This window comes from Streptomyces sp. SS7 (assembly GCF_037993025.1).
Lineage (GTDB): Bacteria > Actinomycetota > Actinomycetes > Streptomycetales > Streptomycetaceae > Streptomyces.
The window spans coordinates 6,949,551-6,973,038 of the sequence record NZ_CP141223.1 but is presented as its reverse complement, the minus strand read 5'-3'; the positions used below and the strand labels follow the sequence as shown (position 1 = coordinate 6,973,038).

The 23,488-nt window shown below is 71.1% G+C and carries 23 protein-coding genes; 2 read left to right on the top strand and 21 right to left on the bottom strand.

The window, feature by feature from the left end; translation table 11 throughout:
- Window positions 1–104: 104 nt before the first annotated feature.
- Window positions 105–383, top strand: coding sequence for a hypothetical protein (locus U5640_RS32110; RefSeq protein WP_340380305.1), 279 nt, complete (start codon window positions 105–107; stop codon window positions 381–383).
- A 116-nt stretch (window positions 384–499) separates the two neighbouring features.
- Here the strand turns inward: U5640_RS32110 and U5640_RS32105 are convergent, their stop codons facing one another.
- From U5640_RS32105 to U5640_RS32080, 6 genes are all read right to left on the bottom strand, one after another.
- Window positions 500–715, bottom strand: a complete 216-nt coding sequence (locus tag U5640_RS32105; protein WP_340380303.1) for a heavy-metal-associated domain-containing protein — start codon at window positions 713–715, stop codon at window positions 500–502.
- Window positions 716–921: 206 nt separating this feature from the next.
- A complete protein-coding gene (locus tag U5640_RS32100; protein ID WP_340380301.1) occupies window positions 922–2,373 on the bottom strand; it encodes a PepSY-associated TM helix domain-containing protein in 1,452 nt (483 codons plus the stop codon).
- A gap of 552 nt (window positions 2,374–2,925) precedes the next feature.
- Window positions 2,926–3,513, bottom strand: coding sequence for a copper resistance CopC family protein (locus U5640_RS32095; RefSeq protein WP_340380299.1), 588 nt, complete (start codon window positions 3,511–3,513; stop codon window positions 2,926–2,928).
- Window positions 3,492–4,145 (bottom strand): superoxide dismutase family protein, encoded by a 654-nt coding sequence (locus U5640_RS32090; protein ID WP_340380297.1) that lies wholly within the window; start codon window positions 4,143–4,145, stop codon window positions 3,492–3,494. The genes U5640_RS32095 and U5640_RS32090 overlap by 22 nt, the downstream gene beginning before the upstream one ends.
- 144 nt (window positions 4,146–4,289) lie before the next feature.
- Window positions 4,290–5,057 (bottom strand): hypothetical protein, encoded by a 768-nt coding sequence (locus U5640_RS32085; RefSeq protein WP_340380295.1) that lies wholly within the window; start codon window positions 5,055–5,057, stop codon window positions 4,290–4,292.
- Window positions 5,058–5,204: 147 nt separating this feature from the next.
- A complete protein-coding gene (locus tag U5640_RS32080) occupies window positions 5,205–5,420 on the bottom strand; it encodes a hypothetical protein (RefSeq protein ID WP_340380293.1) in 216 nt (71 codons plus the stop codon).
- Window positions 5,421–5,717: 297 nt separating this feature from the next.
- Between U5640_RS32080 and U5640_RS32075 the strand changes: the two genes are divergently transcribed.
- Window positions 5,718–6,332 (top strand): DJ-1/PfpI family protein, encoded by a 615-nt coding sequence (locus tag U5640_RS32075; protein ID WP_340380291.1) that lies wholly within the window; start codon window positions 5,718–5,720, stop codon window positions 6,330–6,332.
- 18 nt (window positions 6,333–6,350) lie between these two features.
- Here the strand turns inward: U5640_RS32075 and U5640_RS32070 are convergent, their stop codons facing one another.
- The 15 genes from U5640_RS32070 to U5640_RS32000 form a co-directional block, all read right to left on the bottom strand.
- On the bottom strand, window positions 6,351–7,181 hold the full coding sequence (locus U5640_RS32070; protein WP_340380288.1) for an ABC transporter ATP-binding protein: 831 nt from the start codon (window positions 7,179–7,181) through the stop codon (window positions 6,351–6,353).
- Between the two features lie 4 nt (window positions 7,182–7,185).
- Complete coding sequence (locus U5640_RS32065) at window positions 7,186–8,151, bottom strand: iron ABC transporter permease (RefSeq protein WP_340380286.1); 966 nt, start codon at window positions 8,149–8,151, stop codon at window positions 7,186–7,188.
- 56 nt (window positions 8,152–8,207) lie between these two features.
- Window positions 8,208–9,245 carry an ABC transporter substrate-binding protein gene (locus tag U5640_RS32060; RefSeq protein WP_340380284.1) on the bottom strand — a complete coding sequence of 346 codons (1,038 nt, stop codon included), beginning with the start codon at window positions 9,243–9,245 and terminating at the stop codon, window positions 8,208–8,210.
- 209 nt (window positions 9,246–9,454) lie between these two features.
- A complete protein-coding gene (locus U5640_RS32055) occupies window positions 9,455–10,036 on the bottom strand; it encodes a DJ-1/PfpI family protein (RefSeq protein WP_340380282.1) in 582 nt (193 codons plus the stop codon).
- A gap of 49 nt (window positions 10,037–10,085) precedes the next feature.
- Window positions 10,086–11,126 (bottom strand): ABC transporter substrate-binding protein, encoded by a 1,041-nt coding sequence (locus U5640_RS32050; protein ID WP_340380280.1) that lies wholly within the window; start codon window positions 11,124–11,126, stop codon window positions 10,086–10,088.
- Window positions 11,127–11,219: 93 nt separating this feature from the next.
- Window positions 11,220–15,530 (bottom strand): amino acid adenylation domain-containing protein, encoded by a 4,311-nt coding sequence (locus U5640_RS32045; RefSeq protein ID WP_340380278.1) that lies wholly within the window; start codon window positions 15,528–15,530, stop codon window positions 11,220–11,222.
- On the bottom strand, window positions 15,517–15,774 hold the full coding sequence (locus U5640_RS32040; protein WP_191854117.1) for a phosphopantetheine-binding protein: 258 nt from the start codon (window positions 15,772–15,774) through the stop codon (window positions 15,517–15,519). Before U5640_RS32040 ends, U5640_RS32045 begins: the two co-directional genes overlap by 14 nt.
- A gap of 96 nt (window positions 15,775–15,870) precedes the next feature.
- Window positions 15,871–17,454: a long-chain-fatty-acid--CoA ligase gene (locus U5640_RS32035; protein ID WP_340380270.1), complete on the bottom strand. Its 1,584-nt coding sequence runs from the start codon at window positions 17,452–17,454 to the stop codon at window positions 15,871–15,873.
- Window positions 17,455–17,473: 19 nt separating this feature from the next.
- The gene (locus U5640_RS32030; RefSeq protein ID WP_340380268.1) at window positions 17,474–18,022 is read right to left on the bottom strand and encodes an FcoT family thioesterase; all 549 of its coding nucleotides are present in this window, start codon (window positions 18,020–18,022) and stop codon (window positions 17,474–17,476) included.
- Window positions 18,019–18,909, bottom strand: coding sequence for a TauD/TfdA family dioxygenase (locus U5640_RS32025; protein ID WP_340380266.1), 891 nt, complete (start codon window positions 18,907–18,909; stop codon window positions 18,019–18,021). The genes U5640_RS32030 and U5640_RS32025 overlap by 4 nt, the downstream gene beginning before the upstream one ends.
- Window positions 18,910–18,932: 23 nt before the next feature.
- Window positions 18,933–19,172: an acyl carrier protein gene (locus U5640_RS32020; protein ID WP_340380264.1), complete on the bottom strand. Its 240-nt coding sequence runs from the start codon at window positions 19,170–19,172 to the stop codon at window positions 18,933–18,935.
- The gene (locus U5640_RS32015) at window positions 19,169–20,224 is read right to left on the bottom strand and encodes a beta-ketoacyl-ACP synthase III (protein ID WP_340380262.1); all 1,056 of its coding nucleotides are present in this window, start codon (window positions 20,222–20,224) and stop codon (window positions 19,169–19,171) included. Before U5640_RS32015 ends, U5640_RS32020 begins: the two co-directional genes overlap by 4 nt.
- A 43-nt stretch (window positions 20,225–20,267) precedes the next feature.
- A complete protein-coding gene (locus U5640_RS32010; RefSeq protein WP_340380260.1) occupies window positions 20,268–21,641 on the bottom strand; it encodes an MFS transporter in 1,374 nt (457 codons plus the stop codon).
- Between the two features lie 226 nt (window positions 21,642–21,867).
- Window positions 21,868–22,623 carry an aspartyl/asparaginyl beta-hydroxylase domain-containing protein gene (locus U5640_RS32005; protein ID WP_340380258.1) on the bottom strand — a complete coding sequence of 252 codons (756 nt, stop codon included), beginning with the start codon at window positions 22,621–22,623 and terminating at the stop codon, window positions 21,868–21,870.
- 97 nt (window positions 22,624–22,720) lie between these two features.
- Window positions 22,721–23,362: an ATP-binding cassette domain-containing protein gene (locus U5640_RS32000; RefSeq protein WP_340380256.1), complete on the bottom strand. Its 642-nt coding sequence runs from the start codon at window positions 23,360–23,362 to the stop codon at window positions 22,721–22,723.
- Window positions 23,363–23,488 lie beyond the last annotated feature (126 nt).

Here is a 23,488-nt window from a genome sequence, read left to right as displayed (position 1 = left end):
TCGGTGCGCTGTTTTCCGCGGTTCCTCGTGGGGAGTTAACGGTCGAGCCGTCGTGTCCCGCGATCGGTGGGCGGGACTGCGGTGAGGGACAGGGGTGAGGTGCCGTGGCCGGAATACTCGGCAGTCAGGTCAGCGGCGTGGACGAGGCGTGGCCCTGGGAGCGGCCGACCGCTCGTGTACGCGGGTGGACGGCGGTGAGCGAACGCCTGAGCAGGGTGTGGTCCCTGTCCGTCCTGGCCACGATGGTGCTCGCCGGGGGCTACGGCTGGCTTGGGTTCTTCGTCGGCGGTGTGCCTGGGGCGCTGATCGGGGCTGCCGCGGGGCTGGTGACGAGCGGGGGGCTGCACCTGGCGGTCAACCGGGCGGTGTCGGGCCCGCGTTGACGCTCCCGCGTCTCCCACGGTCCGGGTCTTGCGACGCCCTCTGACGAAAGAAGCCGTTCCGCTCTTGGCCACCGGGGCCGCACAGCACCCGGCGGCCGTGAGCAGAACGGGGTCCGTCAGGCCGCGGCCGGTTCCGTGACCTCGTACCCCGCCTCCACGATCGCCGCGCGCAGTCGCGCGTCGTCGAGTTGTGTACCGCCGACGGAGACCGATCCCGCCGCGACGTCGACGTCCACGTCGGTGACACCGGGGACCTGGGAGACCTCCTCGGTGATGCTCGCGGCACAGTGCTCACAGCTCATGCCGGTGACGTGGTACTGCTTCTGTGCCATGGCGCAACTCCTGGATGTGGGTGAGGCGTTCGCACGCCTGTTGATACGGATGTACGGGTTCGATCGTTCATCCGGTGCCGTCCACCACTGAGTCGGGGCGCGGAGGCAGCGAGTTCCCGGCTGTGGCGCGTGTCACTCTCCCGGGGCATTACACAGCGGGGCCGGAGCGCAGAGTTGCCCGCCCCGGCCCCCCGCCCTGTGCCCGGTCAGCCCGCGGTGGCGGACCCGGCCGTGCGGCGATTCCGGACGACGCCCACGGTCAGGTCGACAGCGAGGAACACGGCCAGCGGGATACCGAACAACGGGATGACCCAGCCGACCACGGCGACCACGGCGATGCCGACGGCAAGCGCCCCGGACGGCAGGTTGCGCCAGCCTCCGCGGGCGGGCGGGGTACCGAGCGCGGCGCGGCGGTCCGAGCGGGTGGGGCGGCGCTGCCACCACATCCGGTAGCCCCAGACGGTCACGAGGATGAGGCCGACGGCGAGGAGGGCCAGGAGGATCTGGTTGACGAGGCCGAAGAGGGTGCCCATGTGGGCGTTGATGCCCCAGCGGGTGAGTTTGGCCATCACCGGCCAGTCGGCGAAGGCGACCTTGTCGGTCACACGATCGGTGGCGGCGTCGACGGCGACGCTGTCGCGTCCGACCGGCCAGAGGTTGCGGGTCTGCGTCACGGTCCAGGCGGAGGCGGCGTCCGCGGGTACGGCGATCTCCACCGGGCCGCCGACGCCGTCGGCGCGGGCCGCCTTCAGGACGTCGTCTATCGCGGCCGGGTCGACGCTCTTCGGGGCGCCGGATCCGGTCTTTCCGGTGGTCAGGGTGGTTGCCACGGAGGGGGTGTGGGAGTGGAGTGCGTCCAGCGCCTCGCCGAAGTTGGCGCCGGCGTAGCGGGACCAGGTCAGGCCGGTGGCCGAGAGTCCGAGCAGTCCGACGGCGAGCCAGACTCCGGTCGCGGCGTGCCAGCTGCGGGTGCGCCGTACGCCCTGTTTGGCCGCCCGGTCGGGCAGCAGCAGGCGGCGGGCGGTCCGTTTGCCGTGCCGGCGGCGCCACCACAGGAACAGGCCGCCGAGGACGAGCACCCACAGCCAGCTGGCCGCGATCTCCGAGTAGTAGCGGCCGACGGTCCCGAGGTTGAGGTTGCGGTGCAGGGCGTCCAGCCACGTGGTGAGCGGGGTCTCGGCGTACCAGGTGGTCAGCTGTCCCGTCGTCTTGCCGGTGTACGGGTCGACGTAGACGGTGTGGGTCTTCTCGCCGAGTTCGGGCAGGGCGAAGTCCACCTGCGTGGTGTCGTCGCCGCCTCCCGGGCGTACGGCGGTCAGCGTGCCCTTGGGGTGCTCCGCGCGGGCGGCGGCGACCTGCTCGGACAGCGGCACGATGCTGCCACCGGTGTGGGAGACGTGGAGTTCCTTGCCGTAGACGAGCGAGTCGAGTTGGGGCGTGAAGGTGTAGAGCAGGCCGGTGACGGCCGCGACGAGCAGGAACGGCGCCACCATGATCCCGGCGTAGAAGTGCAGCCGTGCCAGCAGCGGGCCGAGGCCCTCCGCCTTCCGGGCCGGCGCGGGCGCCGCCGGTTTCACGGCCGTCGTGGTGGAGGCGACCTCTGTGCCGTCTTCGGCTGGTTCGGGCAGGGCGGGGTCTTCGGAGTCGACGGTCGTCATCTTCACCTCGTGCTGGGTCGGCGGTGCACCGGGCACCGGAATCCGTGCAGGACGCTCGGCGCCCGGGCGGTGGATCGCCGTGACGCCGCTCCAGGGCCCGAATTCAGCCGCTGTCCTGAAGTAGTCGGCTGGAAGGTGCTCCGAGTTCCCGGAGAATCCCTCGAATTGGCCGAGGCCTGCCGGGCGCGGATGAGACGGCGCACGGGTGGGGTCGGAGCGGACGCCGGACGTTCACACGTGGTCGTCGCCAGGACCGCTGCGGTTCCCCGAGGCCGGGGGAACAATCCTCACGTGGGACGGTCCGGCGCCGACGCTCCCGTGCCGCGTGGCGCCGTGCCGCGATGACTTCACCCGGGCCACGGATGGACTGCGCCTTCCCGAACGTGGTTCGGCCTCTGTGCCTGCCGACCGCCATGTCGCCGGCCCCCGCCGCATGCTGCGGGCCCGCGTCGCGGGCCGGTGGCGGGCTCGGCTTCGGGCGCGGGCGGGTGGTCACCTCGCGGGCCCACGGGCCCGGACTCCCGCCCCGGGAACAGGAGTCCGGGCATCAGGTCACTCGCCGGCGCCCCCCTCCGGGGTTCTGCGGCGCCGCAGTGTGCGCAGGGCGAGGAATCCGCCGCCCGCCGCCACGGCGGCGACCCCGGCGAGGGCCACGGTCGCCGTGGTGGAGCCGAGGCCCAGGACGGAGTCCGAGCCACCCGTCTCCGGTGCGGGCAGGCTCAGGGCCGCACACGCGGCCGGGGTACCGGCGGGCTTTTTGCCGTCGGCGGCCTCGAACTGGTAGGCGTTGGTCTGGGCGTCGCCGTCTCCCGCGGTGATCGAGTAGGTGAGGGTGATGACGCCCTTCGGCAGCGGGGACACGGCGGCGCAGGCCGTGGTCGTGTCGGTGACGACCGGCTCTCCGACCGGGATCTCCTTGCCGTCCGGTCCGATCATCCTGATCTTCGGCGCGATGCCGGAGGACAGGTTGGCGAACGTCAGACGGACCACGTCGGTCCCGGCGCCGACCGTGGCCCCGGGGGCCGGTGCGGCGTCCTTGAGCGCGGTGTGGGCGTACGCGGGCGCGTTCCCCAGGAGCAGCAGCACACCCGCGCACACGGCGGATCCGGCCGTCGCCGTCAGAAGTCGAAGTCGGCGCATGCGATCCGGTTGTCCTGTGCCTCGTTGGGGTGGACCACGATGGCGACCGCGTCCTTGCCGGTCTTGCGGGAGTTGGTCACCGTCGTCATCCCCATGCCGGACTTGTCGGCGGTGAACATCAGGTGGATCTCGTTCGGGGGCGTGGTCGCACCGCCCTTGTCGAACTGGAAGTGTGATCCGCCGTTGTCGTCCGAGCAGTGCTGGGCGTGCAGGTGGGCCATGTAGACGTGACCGGGCTTCAGTCCGGTGAGGGAGACGGTGACGGTGGTGCCCTTGGGGCCCTGGGCCAGCCATGCGGTGCCCTTGACGTCGTTCATGCCCGGGGGCCGGGTGTCGAGCAGCGTGAAGGTGCCCTTCACCACGGTCGCGCCGGACAGCTTGTAGGCCGGAGTGGCGGACGGGTCGCCCATCATCTTGTCGGACATGCCGTCCATGCCGTGGGCGGAGGCCGAGGCGGATGCCCCGCTGTGGGCGGATGCGTGCCCGGCCGAGTCGCCTCCGCAGCCGGTGAGCAGGACCGTCAAGGTGGTCGCGAGGAGGGCGCCCAGGGCCAACCGGACGGTTCGGCGTGCGGGTTGAGGTGCCGGCGGGTGGTCCGTGGCGGACGGGTGGACGGGGGTGACGTCGTGCATGGGAATCCCGATCGTTGCGGGGCACCGCACGCCGCCGCGCGCAGGCGGAGGGGTGCGTGCCAGGGCCGAGGTGGACGGACACACGGAGCACACGGCAGCAGCGCGTGCGGCCCGCCCTGTCCGCCCCCGGCGGACCGAGGAGATTCAGGGGCACATGGCGAACAGCGGACCACAGGACGCGCGCAGGGCTGCGGGGCGGTGGCGTGGGGGTCCTCTGCGGACGACGGCATGCCTGAGGACTGCGAAAGCCGTCGGCGCGGCCGGTGCGTCTTCCGGCGACGGCAGGCCCGCGCGGGTCCGGAGACCGGCTACAGGGCGTCCCAGGAGGCCGCGGACGCGGCGGAGCGGCGCGAACACGACGACCGCGAGGGCCCGGCCCAGTTGGTGGACCGCCCTCTCACCGCGCCACAGCCACACCCCGCACACGACGGCGGCGAGAAGGTGCGCGAGGAACATCGCGGCAGAGCCCTGGCCCGCGGCCGAGAGCGTCGGCAGGACGTGAAAGTCGCCTGCCGTTGCAGCGTGCGCCATGGTCATGCCCGCCCCGGAGTGGTCCATGTGCATGGCCATCCCTGAGGAGGAGAACATCATGGCGTGGCCCGTACCCGTGGCAGATACGGTCTCCATAGCGCGGCCCGGCCCGTGGGACACCTCGTGTGCCAGGTCGAACAGCACATGCAGCAGCCCCTGCGCGACGGTCGTGACACCGACCACGGCCACGGGGCCGTGTTCTCGGCGGGTGAGCCACCAGCCGGCCGATGCCGTCCCCGTGAACGCCGCTCCCAGCGCCCACCAGGGCAGCAGGTCGCCGGACATCAGGGCATGTCCCAGCGCGCTCGTCACCACGCAGACGGCCGCGAAGACCGCCGCCGACATCGCGCGTGGGCTGCCGACGCGTTCTGCGGCCGACATCGCGCGGCTCGCCCGGCGCGTTGCGCCGGGACGGCTCCGGGACACCAGTCAACTCCTCGTACCGATGGGCTCATCGCCTCTTACGGACGGGAGTGGTCTTTCATTCAGCCGCGCGGCGGTTCTTCGTGAGCCGGGGCGCGGCGGACGTCAGGCGGTGACTATGCCGTCCAGCTTTCCGGCCTTCGCGTCGGCCACCAGGGAGGAGAACTGGTCGGCGCTCATCTGGACGCGCTGCCCGAAGTCGTCGGTGAGCAGGACGCGCCGGTCCGCGGGGGCACTTGGGTCGACGAACAGCTGCGGACAGCCGCAGTCGCACTCTCCGCAGAAGGTCGCCAGGGGCTCCAGGCCGTTGATCTCGTTCATCGTGCGCTGCCTTTCGACGGGAGGGTCGGGCCACCAGGTCCTTGCCGTCGCCTGGCCGGATGGTGGTGGCCGAGACATACCCCCGGGCGCACGGCGCCACGCGCCGGCACGCGCAGCGGCCGGAGCACGGCCGAGCGCGCCCGTGCGCCGTTTCGCACCCGGTGCTTCACGAACCCGGCGTCCCCACGGAACCAGCCGACACCGGCCAACGACTACATGAGGGAGGGATGTTGCCCGTCCGCGAGACGGCGTCGGTCAACCCGTGCCGTCCGTCGGACCGCGGGCTAGGGTGTGGCCATGGCCGACGACGCTCTGACCATCGGTGTGCTGCTCTTCGACGATGTCGAGGAACTCGATGTGGTGGGTCCGTGGGAGGTGCTCGGGTTCTGGGCCTCCCACATCGCGACCTCGTCGGTGCGCGTGGTGGCTCTCGGCCCTCGGGTCGGAGTGGTGCGCGGTTCGAAGGGCCTCGGCATGGTCGCCGACCACGCCATGGACGAGGCGTTGCCGCTGGACCTGCTCGTCCATCCCGGTGGCAACGGCACCCGCGGCCTGGTCAAGGACGCGGCACATCTGGAGTGGCTGCGCGGCCTGCACGAGCGGGGCACCGTGGTGGCGAGCGTGTGCACCGGTTCACTGGTGCTGGCCGCGGCCGGTCTGCTGGCCGACCGGCCGGCCACCACCCATCGTGACTATCTCGACAAGCTCGCGAAGATCGACCCCTCGATCGAGGTGCGGCGCGGTGAGCGGTTCATCGACGACGGCACCGTCGTCACCAGTGCCGGGGTGTCGGCCGGGATCGACATGGCGCTGCACCTCGTGGCGCGTTACGACGGGGCCGAGGCTGCGGAGTTCACGCGGGCCGGGATCCAGTACGAGGCTCCGGACCCCGTCCCGGGCTCCGGAGCCTGACTCCCCCTCACCGCCGGTTCAGCGGTCAGCCGTCTCTGCCAGGCGGGCGACAGCGTCGTCCTCGGGCGTCTCGCCGTGTGCGAGAGGCCTGGCCGCGTAGGTGATCCGGACGACGCCGTCGGCGTGGCGTTCGGTGCGTGCGCGGACGCCGAAAACATCGGCGAGCAGGTCCGGGGTGAGGACGTCCAGGACCGGGCCCGCCGCCGCGACGGCGCCGCCGCTCAGGACGACCAGGTGGTCGCAGAGGCGGGCGGCGAGGTCGAGGTCGTGCAGCACGGCGAGGGTGGTGACCCCGGTAGCGCGGATCAGGTCCAGGAGCTCGAAACGGGCCCGGATGTCGAGGTGGTTGGTCAGTTCGTCCAGCACGAGGAGCCTGGGGTTCTGGGCCAGCGCCCTGGCCAGCAGCACGCGTTGGCGTTCGCCGCCGGAGAGGGAGGTGTAGTCGCGGTCCGTGAAGGGCCGTACCCCGCAGCGGTCGATGGCGTCGGACACCGCCTCGTGGTCCTGGGGACCGTCGCGGCCGAGCAGACCGTGATGAGGGGAACGGCCGAGGGCGACGATCTCGCCCACGGTCAGACCGGCGGTGCTGCCTCCCGCGTCCTGGAGGACCGCCGCCGTACGGCGGGCCGCGGCCCGGGGGGACAGTTCCCACACGTCGTCCTCGCCCACCCTGACCACCCCCTCGGCCGGGCGCAGGGAGCGGTAGACGGTGCGCAGCAGCGTGGACTTGCCGCTGCCGTTGGGGCCGACGAGGCCGACGATCTCACCGGCTCGGGTCTCAAGGCTGACGTCGCGCAGGATCGGGGTGCGGTCGAGAGTGACGTGGAGTCGGTCGACGGTGAGTTTCATGCTGTCAGTCCAGGCTCTTGTTGCGGCGCAGCAGCCACAGGAAGAAGGGGGCGCCGAGGAGGGCGGTGAGGATGCCCAGCGGCAGTTCGTTGGGCCGGTTGAGGGTGCGGGAGAGCAGGTCGACGAGGACCAGGTAGACCGCGCCCAGCAGGGCGGTCAGGGGCAGGAGCCGGCGGTGGTCGGCGCCGATGGTGAGGCGCACGAGGTGCGGGATCATCAGGCCGACGAAACCGATGCTGCCGGCGACCGCGATGACCGTTCCGGTGAGCAGCGCGCTGAGCACCAGCAGGACAGCCCGCAGCCGGCTGACGTCGACGCCGAGGGCGGTGGCCGACTCGTCCCCGGCCAGCAGCACGTTGAGGCGGCGGCCGAACAGCGACAGCAGCACGGTCGTCACCAGCACCACGACGGCGACCGTGGGCAGTTGGTCCCACTGGGCGCCCGCGACGCTGCCCAGCATCCAGAACATCACCGTCCGCAGCTCGGTGGGGGTCGCCTGGAGCTGGACGTAGCTGGTCGCGGAGAGGAAGACGTAGCCGATGGCGACGCCCGCGAGGACCAGCCGGGTCGGGGCCAGCCGTCCCTGGCGGCGGCCGAGCGCGAAGACCAGGGCTCCGGCGGCCACCGCGCCGAGGAAGGCCGCCGCCGACACCCCCAGCCCGGCCAGCGCCACGCCGCCGCCCAGGGTGATGACGAGGACCGCGCCGAGCGTGGCACCGTAGGAGAAGCCGAGGACGACGGGGTTGGCCAGCGGGTTGGACACCACGGTCTGCAGGACCGCGCCGGTCACGGCCAGGCCTGCCCCGACCAGCGCCGCCAGGACCACCCGAGGGGTGCGGAAGTTCCACACGATCTGGTCCAGGGCCAGGTCCGAGGGGGCCGGCCCCGCGCCGGTGACATGGTGCAGGACGATCGCCCACACGTCGGCGACCGGGACGTTGACGGCTCCGATGCTGATCGCCACGATCATGGTGGCGATCAGCGCGACGGGCAGCAGCGTGAAAGCCAGCGGGACCTTCAGCCGCGTCAGACGGCGTCCGGGTGCAGCATCTCGGCGACCTTCCGCACGGCCAGGTCGTTGCTGGGGCCCAGGTACATCGAGTCGGACAGCGTCACGTACGTGTTGTTCTTGGCGGCCGGCCACTGGGGGAACTCCTTGAGCAGCTTTTTGGCGTACGCCGCCGGGTTCGGGTCGTTGTAGCTCATGACGACGACGGCGTCGACGTCGGTGGCGGCGACCTTCTCCTTGCTCAGGTCGGCGAAGGTGGCCTCGGTGGTGTCGGCGAAGGCGTTGGCGCCGCCCGCCTTGGCGAGGATGTCGTTGACGATGCCGTGGGCGAAGACCGAGCTGAAGTCGTTGCCGCCCATGGACATGTTGGAGAAGAGCACCATGACCTTCGGCTGCTTCTCGCCCTTCACCTTGGCCGAGACGGACGCGATGCTCTTCTCGGAGGCGGCGATCAGCTTCTCCGCCCTGTCACCGACGTTGAAGACCTTGCCCATGTCGCGCAGCAGCTGGTAGCTGTCGGCGACGGTCATCTTGGACGGGTCGTCGTCGCAGCCCTGCGGGGAGACGTAGCTGTTGGCGCCGACCTGCTTCAGCTGGTCGCGGGTGGCGAAGCCGTTCTTCTGGTCGAAGCCGTACGTGGTGACGGACAGGACGAGGTCGGGGCGCAGGCCGAGCATGGCCTCGCGAGGGATGTCGTAGGCCTCGTTGACCTTGACGTCGCCGGTGGGCAGGGCCTTGATGGCGGCGGCCCGGCCGGGGACCTCGGACATGCCGTAGCCCTGCTGGTTGGCGACGATCTTGTCGCCCAGGCCGAGGGCGAGGAGGGTGGAGACCTCGGCGACGGAGGCGCCGTTCATGACGACGACTCTGCTGGGGGCCTTGTCGAAGGTCTGCTTCTGGCCGCAGTTGTCGAGGGTCACCGGGTAGCCGGACTTCGAGGCCGCGGCCTCGGCCGACTTCGCACTCGCCTTGTCGTCGGACGATGAGCCACACGCCGCCGTGAGCAGACACAGGGCAGCGGCCAGGGCTGCGGCGGCCGGCCGGTTGATCGACAATGCGGGCTCCTTGCGTGCAGGACGTGCTCATGGGCTCAGGGGTTCTGTTGCAGTAGTCGGTGCGAAGTGGCCGCGAGTTCCCGGCAGTCGCGGTCCGTTTCGCGGACATCACGGAGCGGGGCTCGTTCCGTCGGCCGAGGGCGGGCAGTGCGTCACCGAGGAGGGATCGGGCGGCGAAGTCCACACATGGGTGCCCCAGGAAGCGGCGGTCAGGAGCTTCGCCAGACAACACCGCGCTGCTCGTACTCCATGATGGACTCGACGCCGAGGGCGACGGAGGCTCCGCACTCGCGGGTGAGCAGCCAGAGCGCCAGGTCGATGCCGCTCGTGACACCGCCCGCGGTCACCAGGTTCCCGTCGTCGACGACCCGTGCGTCGATCACCTTGCCTCCCTGGGCGGCGAGTTCGTCCTTGGCCATGTGGTGGGTCGTGCACGGGCGGCCTTTGGTCAGGCCTGCCGCCGACAGCACCATGACGCCTGTGCAGACGCCGGCGATGACGACTCCCGCCCCCTGTGCCCGTACGAGGTTGCGATGGACGTCCGGATCGTGGATCAGCTGGTCGCCGCCGCCCGGCACGATCAGCACGTCGGTGTCGGTGGGGTCCCATGCGTTCGGCACCGTGACCTTGGTGCCGAAGAAGCAGGTCACCTCGCCGGGTGCCGACGGCCGCACCAGTGTCGTCTCCACCTCGGCCCCCGCCTGCACGGCGTGCCCGAACACGTCACGCGGTCCGATGGCGTCCTGCTCCTCCACTCCGTCGTACATGAGGATCTGAACACGTAGAGGCATCGGCTTCGTGTCTCCTTGGCTGGTGAGGCGTCCGCGGGCAACGGGCGGCTCAGACCTTGTCGGGGTGCAGCATCTCGGCGATCTTCTCCACGGCCAGGTCGTTGCTCGGGCCGAGGTACATCGAGTCGGACAGCGTCACGTACGCGTTCTTCTTGGCGGCCGGCCACTGGGGGAACTCCTTCAGCAGCTTCTTGGCGTACGCCGCCGGGTTCGGGTCGTTGTAGGCGATCACGACGAGGGCGTCGACATCGGTCGCAGCGACCTTCTCCTTGCTCAGGTCGGCGAAGGACGTCTTTGACGCGTTCTCGAAGGCGTTGGAACCGCCGGCCTTGGCGAGGATGTCGTTGTAGATGCCCTTGGCGACGACGGAGCTGAAGTCGTTGCCGCCCATGGACATGTTGGAGAACAGCACCATGACCTTGGGCTGCTTCTCACCCTTCACCTTGGCCGAGACGGACGCGATGCTCTTCTCCGAGGCGGCGATCAGCTTCTCCGCCCTGTCACTGACGTTGAAGACCTTGCCCATGTCGCGCAGCAGCTGGTAGCTGTCGGCGACGGTCATCTTCGAGGTGTCCTGGTCGCAGCCCTGCGGGGAGACGTAGCTGTTCGCGCCGACGTCCTTGAGCTGGTCGCGGGTGGCGAAGCCGTTCTTCTCATCGAAGCCGTACGAGGTGGTGGAGAGCACCAGGTCCGGGCGCAGGCCGAGCATGGCCTCGCGGGGGATGTCGTAGGCGTCGTTGAGTTTGACGTCGCCGGTGGGCAGCTTCTTGATGGCGGCGGCGCGGCCCGCGACCTCGGACATGCCGTAGGTCTGCTGGTTGGCGACGATCTTGTCGCCGAGGCCAAGGGCGAGGAGCGTGGAGACTTCGGCGACGGAGGCGCCGTTCATGACGACGACCCGGCTGGGGGCCTTCTTGAAGGTCTCCTTCTGGCCGCAGTTGTCGAGGGTGACCGGGTAGCCGGTCTTCGAAGCCGCGGCCTCGGTCGTCGTGTCGCTCGCCTTGTCGTTGGACGACGAGCCGCCGCATGCCGCCGTGAGCAGACACAGTGCTGCGGCCAGAGCGGTGGCGACCGGCCGGTTGATCGGCATGCGGGCTCCTTGCGTGAGGGGTGTACTCATGGGCTGGCGGGTTCTGTTGCAGTAGTCGGGGCGAAGTGCGTGTGAGTTCCCGGCAGTTGCCGACTATTTCGCGGCCACCTCGGAACGGGTATCCCGCCGCCGGGCGGGGGCGGGCAGCACCCCCGCCGTTACGCTGTGGTCCAGGTAGCGGAAGAACAGGCTGCGGTCGAGGGGCGGGCAGGTGATGCCGCTGCTCTCCAGGCCGGCGCGGACCCGGTCGGCGCGGACGTGCCCGAGTCTCAGATCGGTCTCGGTGGTGCGGTCGGCGGAGCCGTCCTGGGCAGAGTCGAAGAAGGCGAGCGTCGTGGCCGCGACGTCGGCCGAGCCCGGCAGTTGCTCACGCCAGCGCGCCAGCGGCAGGGAGCGTACGGGATAGCCGTACTCCCGTACCCAGTCGTAGACGTCCGCGAGCCGTACGCGGGGCAGGGTGGCGTGGTTGAAGACCGGGCCGGTGGCTGTCGTGTCCGGGCTGAGGGACAGGTGGACGAGAGAGCGTGCGACGAAGTCAACGGGAGTCCAGATCTCGTCCTCGTACAGCTCCGGGACGATGCCTTCGGGGATGCCCGCGCGCAGCACGCTCCACAGGAAGTCCGACTCGTTGACGTATCCCGTGCCGGCCGGTCCCACCACGCGGCCCAGGCGGTGGACGGTGACGGGCAGGCCGCGTTCGGCCGCCTGTTCCAGGAGCCGTTCGGAGGCCCATTTGGACTGCTGGTAGCCGTAGCGCAGTCCTTCGTGGGGCGGCAGGAACGCCTCCGGCACCTCGGGGCTGTGGCTCGCGGGCGGGGCCACGGAGAGGGTGGAGACGTAGTGCAGGGGCGTGGTGTTGACGGCGGCGAGGCGCAGTAGTTGCCGGGTGGACTCGGTGTTGGCGGCGCGCAGGGTGGCGTAGTCGCGCATGATGCTGACGGTCGCGGCGTTGTGGAAGATCGCGTCGCAGGTCGCGGCGAGGTCGGCCAGGGTCTCCCGGGGCAGGCCTAGATCGGCGCGGGCGAGGTCGGCGGGCAGGGCCGTCAGGCGGGCCGACGCCTGCTCGTCGAGTGTGATGCCGTGGCGGGTGAGGGCCGTGTGGATGCGGGCGGTTGCCTCCGGCCTGTCGGCCGCCCGTACCGTGCAGACGATCTCGGCCCCCGTGTCGGCCAGCAGTCGGGCCAGCAGGTGCGCGCCCACGAATCCGGTGGCTCCGGTGAGCAGGATGCGCCGGGGGGCGGCGCGGGCGGCGCGGCTGATGCCGGGCCGGATGCCCGGTTCGAGCAGGGTGTCGGACAGGAGGGCGGGCGGGAGTCCGGCGGGGTCGGCGGCGCTCGGCCGTTCCGTGTCGGCGAGGAAGCGGGCCAGGGCCGCGGCGGTGGGGTGCTGGAAGAGCCAGGCGACCTTGATGTCCCGGCCGAGTTCCACGCCGAGCCGGTTGGCGGCCTGGATCGCCTGGAGGGACTGGGCGCCCAGGTCGAACACGTCGTCGTCGACCGCCACGGTCCCGGTGCCCAGAAGGCTCCGCCAGACGCCGGTGATGGTCTGCTCCAGGGGGCTCCCGGCGGTGGGTGCCCGGTGCTCGGGCGGCTCGGCGAGCGCCGCCCGGTCGATCTTGCCCGAGCTGGTACGGGGCAACCGCTCCACGAACTCGACCGCGGAGGGGATCATCGCGGCGGGCAGCCTCGCCCGCAGGTGCTCCCTGATGTCGGTGGCGGACGGTGCCGGGCCCTCGGCCACCAGGTATGCGGCCAGGCGCCGGGTGCCGTCCGGGAGGACCTGTCCGGCGACGGCCGCCTCCCGGATCCCGGGATGGGTGAGCAGGGCGCTCTCCACCTCGGCGGGCTGGACCCGGTGTCCGCTGATCTTGAACTCGGTGTCGGCCCGGCCCAGACAACGCAGTTGCCCGTCCTCGCCGATGCGGACGAGGTCGCCGGTGCGGTAGGCCCGGGGGGCGTCCGGCAGGGCGGTGAGCGGGGCGAAGCGCGCGCTGTCCGGCACGTCGGGCCGGTATCCGTCGGCGAGGGTGGGGCCCAGCAGGTACAGCTCGCCGTCGACCACCGCCGCGCGGGTGCCGGGCAGAGGCAGGCCGATGGGGACGTCTCCGGCTGCGAGGGCGGGGGCGTGCAGGTCGGCGACGGTGGCGACCACGGTGGCCTCGGTCGGCCCGTAGGTGTTCAGCAGCGCGACCGAGGTGCCGACCGCCTTGCGCCAGCGCTCGACCCGTTCGGGCAGGGCCGCCTCACCGCCGATGACAACGGTCCGCACCGCCTCGGGCAGGTTCGCGGCGCCGGTGGAGACCGCGTAGGCGAGTTCGTGCCAGTAGGCGGTGGGCAGATCGAGCACGCTCACCCGCAGCCGTGCGCAGGCGCGGAGGAACCGCGGCACCGACTCCGTCATGTCGTCGGTACGGATCACCAGGGTGGCCCCGACGCACAGGGTCAGGAAGATCTCCTCCACACTGGCGTCGAAGTGCAGCGGCGCGAACTGCAGGACACGGTCCTCGCGGCGCAGCCCGTAGCGGTGCGTGGCCGCGGCGACGAAGTGGGCCAGCGCCCCGTGCCCGACCGCGACACCCTTGGGGCGGCCGGTGGAGCCCGAGGTGTGCAGGACGTACACGAGATCCGTGGGTCCGGGCGGTGCGGGAGTGGCGGCGGACACCGGGGCCTGCTCGTGCGGCGGGAGTACGGGGTGGTCCGGGAAGCTGGCCGCGCGGTCCGCTGTGGTCAGGACGAGCGCGGGAGCCGTGTCGGCCAGCACGCGGGCCGCACGGTCGGCGGGCGCCTTCGGGTCGAGGGGGCAGTAGGCGGCGCCGGACATCAGGACGCCGAGGACGGCGGTGACGGCGTCGGTCCCCCGGGGCAGGGCCACCGCCACCACATCGCCCCGGCCGACACCCCGGGCTGCCAGTCGGCGGGCGATGTCCCGTGCCGCGCCGAAGAGTTGGGCGTAGGTCAGGGTGTCTCCGTCGTGCTCGACGGCGACGGCCCCGCCCCGGCGGGCCGCGTGGTCGGCGATCAGGCTCAGCACCGGGCGGGCGGGCTTGGGCAGGGGGCCGCCGTCCAGGACGGGGACGGGCTGGTGTGCCCGCGGTCCGCCGAGCGGCCGGTCCGGGTCGGCCAGCGCCTCCTGCAGCAGGGCGAGCAGACCTTCCTGGAAGGCGGCCGCCCCGGTCTTGGTGTACAGGTCGGGGTTGGCGTCGGCGGCGACGCGCAGTCCGGTGCCGTCGCCGCGGTCGTAGACATTGACCGCCAGGTCGTCGACGGGGCCCGCGGACACGTTGTGGACGGTGCTGGGATGCCCGGCGAACTTCAGGCCGTACTCGAACGGCATGATGTTCACGCCCGGCCCGGACAGCCTGCGCTGGCCGCCCACCAGTTTCAGGTCGCGGCGCAACTGCTCGTAGCGGTAGCGCTGGTGGGGCAGTCCGGCGCGCAGTTCGCGGGAAAGGCGTGGGGCGAGGACGCGGAGGCTGTCGTCGGGGGCGACCGGTATGCGCAGGGGCAGGATGTTGCGCACCATGGCGGGCACCCGCAGGGAGACCGAACCCAGGCGGCCCATCGCGGGCAGGCTCAGGACGATCTCCGGTGCGCGGGTGAGCCGGTGGAGGTGGGCTGCGGTCACCGCGAGGAGTACCTCGGACCAGGTGACCGACAGTTCACGGGCGACCGTGCGCAGTCGGTCTGCTGCGGACGGGTCGAGGTCGGTGACGTGCCGGTGGAAGGTGCGGGCGGGCAGCGCGGAGCGGCCGGCCGGGGTGGCCACGGGAGGGTGGTCGGCGTAGCGGTCGCTCCAGTAGGTCCGGTCCTTGGTGTGGCGGGCGGAGTCGCGGTAGGCGGCTTCCTCGGCGCGGACGGACTCCAGGGTGCCGAAGCCGCTGTCCGGTACGGGGTCCCCGGCCATGAGGGCGCTGTACACCTCGGCCACCCGCCGGGCCACGAGGGAGAGGCCGAAGCCGTCCAGGGCGATGTGGTGGACGCGGTGGTACCAGAGGAACTCCTGCGGCCCGGTGCGCAGCAGGGCGTGGCCGAAGACCGGGCCCCGGGTGAGGTCGACGGGGCGGGCCATGTCCTGGTCCATCCAGGCCAGGGCCGTCGCCTGAGGGTCGGGGTCGTCCGTGAGGTCGGCGATGTGGGTGCGCCAGTCGCCGGCCGGGGTGGTGGTCTGCCGGGGGCGGCCGAGGTCGTCGGTGTCGAAGGTGACGTTGAGGGCCTCGGTCTCGGCGACGACGTGGTGCAGGGCCCGGTCGAAGACGGCCGGGTCCACGGGGCCGGTGATGCGCAGGTACTCGGCGGTGTTGTAGGCGGGGCTGTCCGCGTCGAGCTGCTGGCCGGCCCAGATGCCCTCCTGGGCGGCCAGCAGCGGATGGTGCGCGGGCGTGGTGTGGCGGTCAGGCGTCGGCATGGTCGGCTCCCCGGGTGCGCTCGGTGAGCAGCTGCCACCACTGGGCGAAGGAGGTGCGCTCGGCGAGTTCGACGAAGGTCACCTCCGCACCGGCCGCCTGCCAGCGTTCCAGCAGGGTGACGATGCGCAGCGAGTCCAGCCCCGCGTCCAGCGGGCTGTCCTCCAGGTCGACTTCACCGGGCTCCAGGAACAGGCACTCCGCGAGGTCGGCGCGGAAGCTGTCCAGGGTGAGGGGTTCGGGCATGAGGGGCTCTCTCTCAGTGACTCGTCCGGTGGTGTGCCGGGGCTCGCCGGACTGCCCTCGCCGCCGGCCGACACGGCAACGGCGGGGGCGGATCGGTCAGTTGACCTTGCGCGCGGAGTCGCTCCAGAAGCGGTCGCGCAGCTCGCGGCGGAGGATCTTGCCGCTGGGGTTGCGCGGGACGTGGTCGGTGAACTCGTAGCTCGCGGGCAGCTTGAACGCGGCCAGGCGCGGGACGAGGAAGGTGTGCAGGTCCCGGGGGCTGGGCCGTTCCCCTGCCGCGGGGACGACGAAGGCGTGGACCTTTTCGCCCCACCGCTCGTCGGGGATCCCGACGACGACCGCCTCCCCCACCCCGGGGTGGTGCTCCAGGACGTTCTCGATCTCGGCGGGGTAGACGTTCTCGCCGGCGACGAGGATGGCGTCCTTGATGCGGTCGCGGATGAAGACGTAGCCGTCCTCGTCGAGGAAGCCGGCGTCCCCGGTGTGGATCCAGCCGTCGACGAGGGTCTCGGCGGTCTTGTCGGGCAGGCCCCAGTACTCGATCATCCGCGCGGGGGTGTGCAGGCAGACCTCGCCGACCGCGCCCGGGGGCAGTTCCCGGCCCTGGTCGTCGATCACCTTGGCGGTGACGCCCGGGTAGGGGTGGCCGGCGGCCTGCATGAGAGTCCCGCCCGGGACATGGGCGGCCGGGGGCAGGCAGACCGCGGTGTTGCCGGTCTCGGTCAGCCCGTAGATCTGGGCGAACTCGCAGTCCAGGACGGCGAGACTCTCCTCCAGCAGCGCCTCGGAGATCGGGGAGCCGCCGTAGACGGTCTTGCGCAGGGTGGTGAAGTCCTTCGCGCTCACCCCGGGTTCGGTGAGCATCATGCGCAGCATGGCCGGGACCACGCAGGCGGTGGTGATGCCGAGGTCGCGGATGAGGTCGACGGCCTGCCGGGCGGCGAAGGCGCGCATCGCCACCACCGTCGTACCGGCGTTGAAGTTCTGGGTGGCCCACCACAGCCCGCCGACGTGGAAGCCGGGGATGCCGATCAGGGCGATGTCACCGGCCCGCCAGTCGATCCAGTCCAGTTGCTCGCTCGCGAGGCCGTCGCGGATCGCGAAGAAGCTGCGGTGGGCGAGGACGACGCCCTTGGGCAGGCCGGTGGTTCCGCTGGTGTAGAGCTGGGCGACCGGGGTGTCGGGGGTCGGCTCGAACTCCGTTTCGTTGTCGGGGTGTTCGGCTCGCCAGGTGGCTATCGCGTTCACCGGTACGACGCTCTCGGGCGGCTCGGTGGGCATGTTCTCGACGATCGGGGCGAACTCGTCCTCCAGGAACAGCAGCCGGGTGCAGGAGTCCTGGAGGATGTGGCTGACCTCGGGGGCGGTGAGGCGCCAGTTGACCGGGACCAGCACGGTGCCGGTCTTGGCGCAGGCGAAGAGGGCCTCGTAGTAGTGCTCGGACTCCTTGCCCAGGTAGGCCACCCGGTCGCCCTCACCGAGCCCCTCAGCTTGCAGGGCGTGCGCCATGCGGTTGCTGTGGTGGTGCAGGTCCGCGTAGGTCAGGGTGCGGTCCTCGCAGATCACTGCGGCGGCCTCGGGCTGCCGGGCGGCGTGGAAGCGGGTGGTGTGGACGAGGGTGCTCAGTTCGGGGTGGTGGAGCCTCGCGCCCTTCGACTGCGGCGCCGTGGATGTCTCCATGAGCTCTGCCTCCGGTGGGTCAGGGGACGTTGACGAATGCGAGGGTCGCCTCGCCGTCGCACCGGCCGCCGTGGGCGTCCTGGTAGCGGAAGACGGTCTGGGCGTGGAGGAAGGGGCTGACGCCGCCCGGAGCGCGCCGGGTCACCGAACGGAACTGCATCTCCCCCGTGAAATCACGGGGATTGACGGGCCGCCGGAAGTTCGAGGCGAAGCGGGCGATGAGGATGTCCGGGAGCTGGTGGCGCCAGAAGTCGTCGAGAGTCCAGTCCTCGAACCCGGTCAGCAGCCCCTCCTGCACGGACTTGGCGACCAGGTAGTACATCAACTGGTTGTAGGCGATGTTGACCTCGACCGAGTTCAGATGGCCGGTGTCGTCGATGTAGCAGGACTCCTCGATCGCGAACGCGCCCTGTGCGCGGGAGAGTCCGGCATTCGCCGTGACCTCGGCCGACTTCAGGTACGTGCAGTGCGGCTTGTAGGGCACCAGGACCCGGGCCAGCAGTTCCTCGTCGGTGGGATACGACCGCTGCGGCGGAGCGGCGTCGCGCTCGGTCGTCGGCACGGTCATGCGGCGCGCATTCCGTCGTAGAGCCTGCGCTCGTCGTGGACGGTGACGCGGTGCGAGACGGTGGGCTCCGGTGTGGTGGTGTGACGGGCGCGGTGGATGAGACTGCGGTTGTCCCAGACCAGCAGGTCGCCCTTCTCGAAGCTCTGCAGGTGGATGCCCTCGTGCTCGAAGGAGTCGTCGAGCTGGCCGGTGGCCTCGAAGAGGCGCTTGAGGAGTTCCTCGTCGAGCGGGTTGCCGGCCGCGTCCTCGATCCCGACGGTGAAGCCCTCACTGATGTAGAGGACGGTCTCGCCGGTCATGGGGTGGGTGAAGGTGGTGGGCTGGACGACGGGCGGGGTCTTCGTCTCGACCTCTTCGATGATCTCGGAGATCGGGCGGTAGACGTCGTGCGGGCGGATCTTGAAGTACTTGCGCACCGAGTGGCGGCAGCGCGTCCCGGCGATCTCCTTCCTCAGCTCGGCCGGCAGCTTCTCGTACGCCTTGCCCATGTCGATGAAGTAGGTGCCGCGGTTCTTCTCGGGGACCACTTGGGGGTATATGAGGGTGATGCCGAAGGGGTCGGGCATGAACTGGTAGTCGGCGTGCCAGAACTTGCCGGTCTTCGGCACGCCTATCTGCTTGCCGTTCTCGGGGACGTTGGAGGAGACGAATATCTCCGGGACGTCCGGGTGCTTGTACATCGGCTCGTAGTAGACCTCGGGGCGTCCCAGCCGCTTGCCGAGGGCGAGGAACTGCTGGGGGGTGAGGTCCTGGCCCTTCAGGACGGCGATCTTCTTCGTGTAGACGGCCGCCTTGAGAGCCTGGATGTCCGCTTCGGAGGCCGTGGTGTGGTCGAAGCCCTCGACGGTGACGCCGAGCGCGGCCCCGGGCTGGTCCTTGATCTGCATGGCTGTCGGTCCTTCCGTTCGGTTCAGACGGTGGTGGTGCGGCGGGAGTCGACCAGGTCGGCGATCTCGCCGAGGGTGAGGTCGGGCTGGAGTTCGTCGTCGCCGACGGTGACGCCGAGGTCGCGTTCGATGCGGATGCTGATCTCGACGGTGGTCAGGGAGTCCACGTCCAGTGCGCCGAGGGTGGCCTCGGGGCGGATCAGGTCGGCGGGGACGTAGTGCAGCTTCACGATGACGTCGACGATCTGCTCGTAGGTGGTCATGGTGTGGTCCGTTCCGATTGCGGGTGAGGGTGCGGGGGGAGTTCGGGCCAGGTCATCAGGCAGGAGCCCCAGGTGAGGCCGCCGCCGAAGGCAGTCAGAAGGAGGCGGTCGCCGGGGCGGATCCGCCGCTGGGTGGCGGCGTCGGCCAGGGCGAGCGGAATGGAGGCGGCCCCGGTGTTGCCGACGGCGTCGACGTTGGCCACGCAGCGCTCCCTCGGCAGGCCCAGGTCGTCGGCGACGGAGTGCAGGATGCGCAGGTTGGCCTGGTGGGGCACGAAGTGGTCGACGTCGTCGGTCTTCCAGCCGGCCTGCTCCAGGGTGGCCCGCGCCGAGGCGGCCATGCGGGTCACCGCGTGCCGGTAGACCTCCTTGCCGCGCATCGCGAAGTACCGCTCGGCGTGGGTGGGTTCGCCTCCGGTGGACCTCTGGCGGGAACCTCCGGCGGCGACCGTGATCAGGTCCTCGTGGGCGCCGTCGCTGCCGAGGTCGAAGTATCCGACCGCGCCGGGCTCGTCCGCCGCTCCGGCACGCAGGACGACGGCTCCGGCGCCGTCCCCGAAGATGATGGCGTTGGTGCGGTCCAGCGGGTCGACGATGGTGGAGTAGGTGTCCGCGCCGATCAGCAGCACCCGGCGGGCGACACCGGCGGCGATCAGCCCGGCGGCGGTCGCGAGGCCGTACACGAACCCGGTGCACACCGCCCCGACGTCGAAGGCCGCCGCCCCCGCGAGGCCGAGGCGGGTGGCCACCACGGGCGCGGTGGCGGGGCAGGGACGGTCCGGGGTGGTCGTGGTGACGATCACCGCGTCGGCGGGGGCGCCACCGGCCGAGCGCAGGGCGAGCCGACCGGCCTCGACGGCGAGGTCGGAGGTGGCCTGGCCCGGCTCGGCGATGTGCCGGCTGCGGATCCCGGTGCGCGTGCGGATCCAGGTGTCGTCGGTGTCCAGGCGTGCGGCGAGTTCGTCGTTGGTGACCACACGGGGCGGCACCCATCCGGCCAGTCCGCACAGGACGGCCGCCGGGCCCGGCGGGCTGGGGGTGTTGCTGGGCACAGCTGTTCTCCTCGTGGGGTGGGAAGGGGAGCGGGGTGAGGGCCTACGCGGCGGCGGTCGCGGCTTTCCGCGGGATGAGGGTGAGCAGCACACCGCAGCCGAGGCCGACCGCGATGGCGAACACCGCGGCGCGGATACCGGTCAGCAAGGCATCGTCCGGGGGGCCGTGGCCGACGCCCGATGACAGGGCGACCAGCAGGGCGAGGCCGACCGCACCGCCCACCTGGAGCGTGGTGGAGGCCATGCCGGAGGCCACGCCCTGGTCCTCGGCTGCGATCCCGGAGGCGGCGACGATCCACATGCCGGTCCAGGCGGCGCCCTGGCCGAGCCCCAGCAGCACGATCCCCGGCAGCAGCAGGGCGTAGGAGCCCTCCCCGGTGAGCGCGAGACCGAGGGCGGCGGCCCCCGCCGCACCCAGCGCCATGCCGCCGACCAGCATGCGGCGCACTCCGACGCGGGCGACGGCCCGCTCACCGGCCTGCGTGCCCAGCGCGGTCACCACGGCCGGGACGAGGAACGCGAGGCCGGTCGCGAACGCGCCGTAGCCGCGCACGTTCTGGAAGTAGAGGGTCAGGAAATAAGGCAGCGAGCTGAAGGTGGCGCTGTACAGGGCGGTGACCGCCATGGCCGTGAGCAGCCCGCGGTGGGCGAACAGTCGCGCCGGCACCAACGGGTCGCGCACACGGGTCTCGACGAGGGCGAAGACGGCCAGCAGGCCGACCGCGAGTGCGGCACAGAGCAGGGCGGACGGGCTGTCCCAGCCTGCCTCGGGGGCGTGCACCAGGAGGAACACCAGGAGCGTGATCCCACCGGTGGCGGCCAGCGCGCCGGTGACGTCGTACCGGCGGGTGCCGCTGCGCGGACCGTCCGCCGGGAAGAGCCGCAGGCCCGCCCACGCCAGCGCCGCCGCGATGGGGACGTTGACGAAGAACACCGACGGCCAGCCGAACGCCTCCACGAGCACCCCGCCCAGCAGCGACCCGAAGCACAGGCCGCCGGCCCCCGCCGCGCCCCATACCGCGAGAGCCCGGTTCCGGTGGGGCCCCTCCTCGTAGATCGTGTTGATCAGGGCCAGGGTGGCCGGGAAGAGCAGCGAGCCGCCGATGCCCTGCGCCGCGCGGACGGCGATGAGGACGCCGGCCGACTGGGACAGGCCTCCCACCAGCGAGGACCCCGCGTAGACGAGCGCCGCGGCGACGAAGGTCCGACGCCGGCCCAGCAGATCGGCCGTGCGGCCACCGAGCAGGAGGAAGCCGCCCGTCGTGACGACGTAGGCGCTGACCACCCACTGCAGGTCGTGCGGGGAGAAACCGAGTCCGGCGCCTATCTCGGGGAGGGCGACGTAGACGATGTTGTAGTCGAGCGCGATGACCAGCTGGGCCAGCGCCAGAACGAGTAGGGAAAGTCGTGCTCGCACCGGTCGGCTTCCTCCTCACTCATCAGCGAAATAGAGAAACAACAAGAAATTCAGGCCGCGAAATTGAATCGGCCGATCATTTTCAGTCACCATAACAGCAGCGACACGGCTTGAAAATGGCCCGCAAGGAAGGCTTTGACCGAGAGTATTGAATGCATTTTTGGGCAGCACGGAAAGCCGACAGTACTGCTGCCGGATGGCTTATCTTCCCCTTAATTCCGGCCGGTCAGTCGTTTCCCATGAGGCGCCTGACTTCCGTGATGAGCGCGGTCAGCGCCTGCCGTTCCGGAACGGTGGTCTCCGGGTGCCACAGGTCCACGAGCAGGCAGGTTCGCGGGCGTTCGCCGTCGTTACGCGCCTCGTGCTCGAAGGAGTAGTCGAAGAGCAGGCACTTCCCCTCCTGCCAGGACCGGGTTTCACCGGCCACCGTGATACTGCATCCGTCCGGAATGTCGACAGCGAGATGAAGATTGATACTGAAGTTCCACAGGTCGCAATGCGGGGCGATGGCCGCCCCGGGCAGCAGGGTGGAGAAATGGCATTCCAGGAGGGGGCAGATCAGGTCCGTCTCGACGGCGAACTCTTTGAGAATCTTGTACGCCGTCGGTGCCGTTCCCGCGGACTCCCCGACCAGTCCCCCGTTCCGGTACAGGTAGAGGGCCTGCCAGTCCTGCTGGCGGGTCAGGTAGTGCTCGTAGTCCGAGAACGCCTCCCGGTGCCCCGCCCAGGCCGCGCCCAGCTCCTCCTTGATCGCCGGATGAGCGGCTTCGAACGCCTCGACGACCGGCGCCAGTTCGGGATGGCCGTGGGGGTCGTGCCAGGGCGTCGGGGACAGCCCCGGAAGGATCCACTTGGCGCCCTTCTGGAGCGGGTGGCGCCGCGCTCCTCCCCCGGGCTCCAGCATCTGTTCCACGCGTTGGACGGAGTCCGCGCCATGCGTGCTTCTGATCGCCGCGAAGGCGCTCTCTATCTCGGGTGTCATGCAGGCCCCTCCTGGCCACTACCGCTGTGGTCGGCTGACGAGCCGGTGTCGCAGTAGTAGTCGGGTGAAGAAGCCGGGGAGTTCCCGCGATGTTCCGTCAATTTGGCGCAGATGCAAGGGACTTGGGTCCGACGCCAGTCGCGAGGGGTGTACGGGGTGCACCGGGGCGGTCGGACGTCGTACCCACCCGCCGGTCGCACAGGGCGGTGAGCACCGGGTCCGCGGTCGCCATCAGGAGGGTCACCGGCAGTTCGGCGAGCAGGAGTACGAGAGCCTCGCGGTCGTCCGGTTCCAGTCCTTCGGCAGGCTCGTCGGCCAGCAGCACACCGGCTCCTGCCGTCACACAGCCGATCACCCGGGCCCAGTGCAGGCGCTGGATCTCGCCCGGCGTGAGGCCGTGCAGGGGACGGTTCGTCAGTTCCGCGACGCCCAGCAGGCCAGCGGCGAACGCCGCGGCTGCCGGGTGGGCGCTGCGGGCCAGTACGTCGGCCGCCCGCGCCTGCGAGCGGGCCCGGACGGGGCGCCGGGGAAGCCAGGCGCAGGCCCTGGCACGCCACGCCCGCTCAGCGGGAGTACGGCTGCCCCGGCCGCCCACCGTGATCTGCCCGCCGCCCACCGGGTTCAGCCCGGCCACCGCGCGCAGCAGCGCCGTGGCTGTCGCCTGGTCCCGGCCGCTCAGGGCGACACGTTCGCCGGCCGCGACGTCCAGGGTCAGCTCGTGGGCGCCTGCGCAGGTCACGGCCCTCAGTCCTACGTCCAGTGCGAGCGGATCGGCCGCACGTGGCCACAACCGCGGTACTGGAGGACGGTATCGCTCGCTGTTGACTGTCACGTCCCAGTAGTCGCCCGCCCAGGCCGTCGAGTT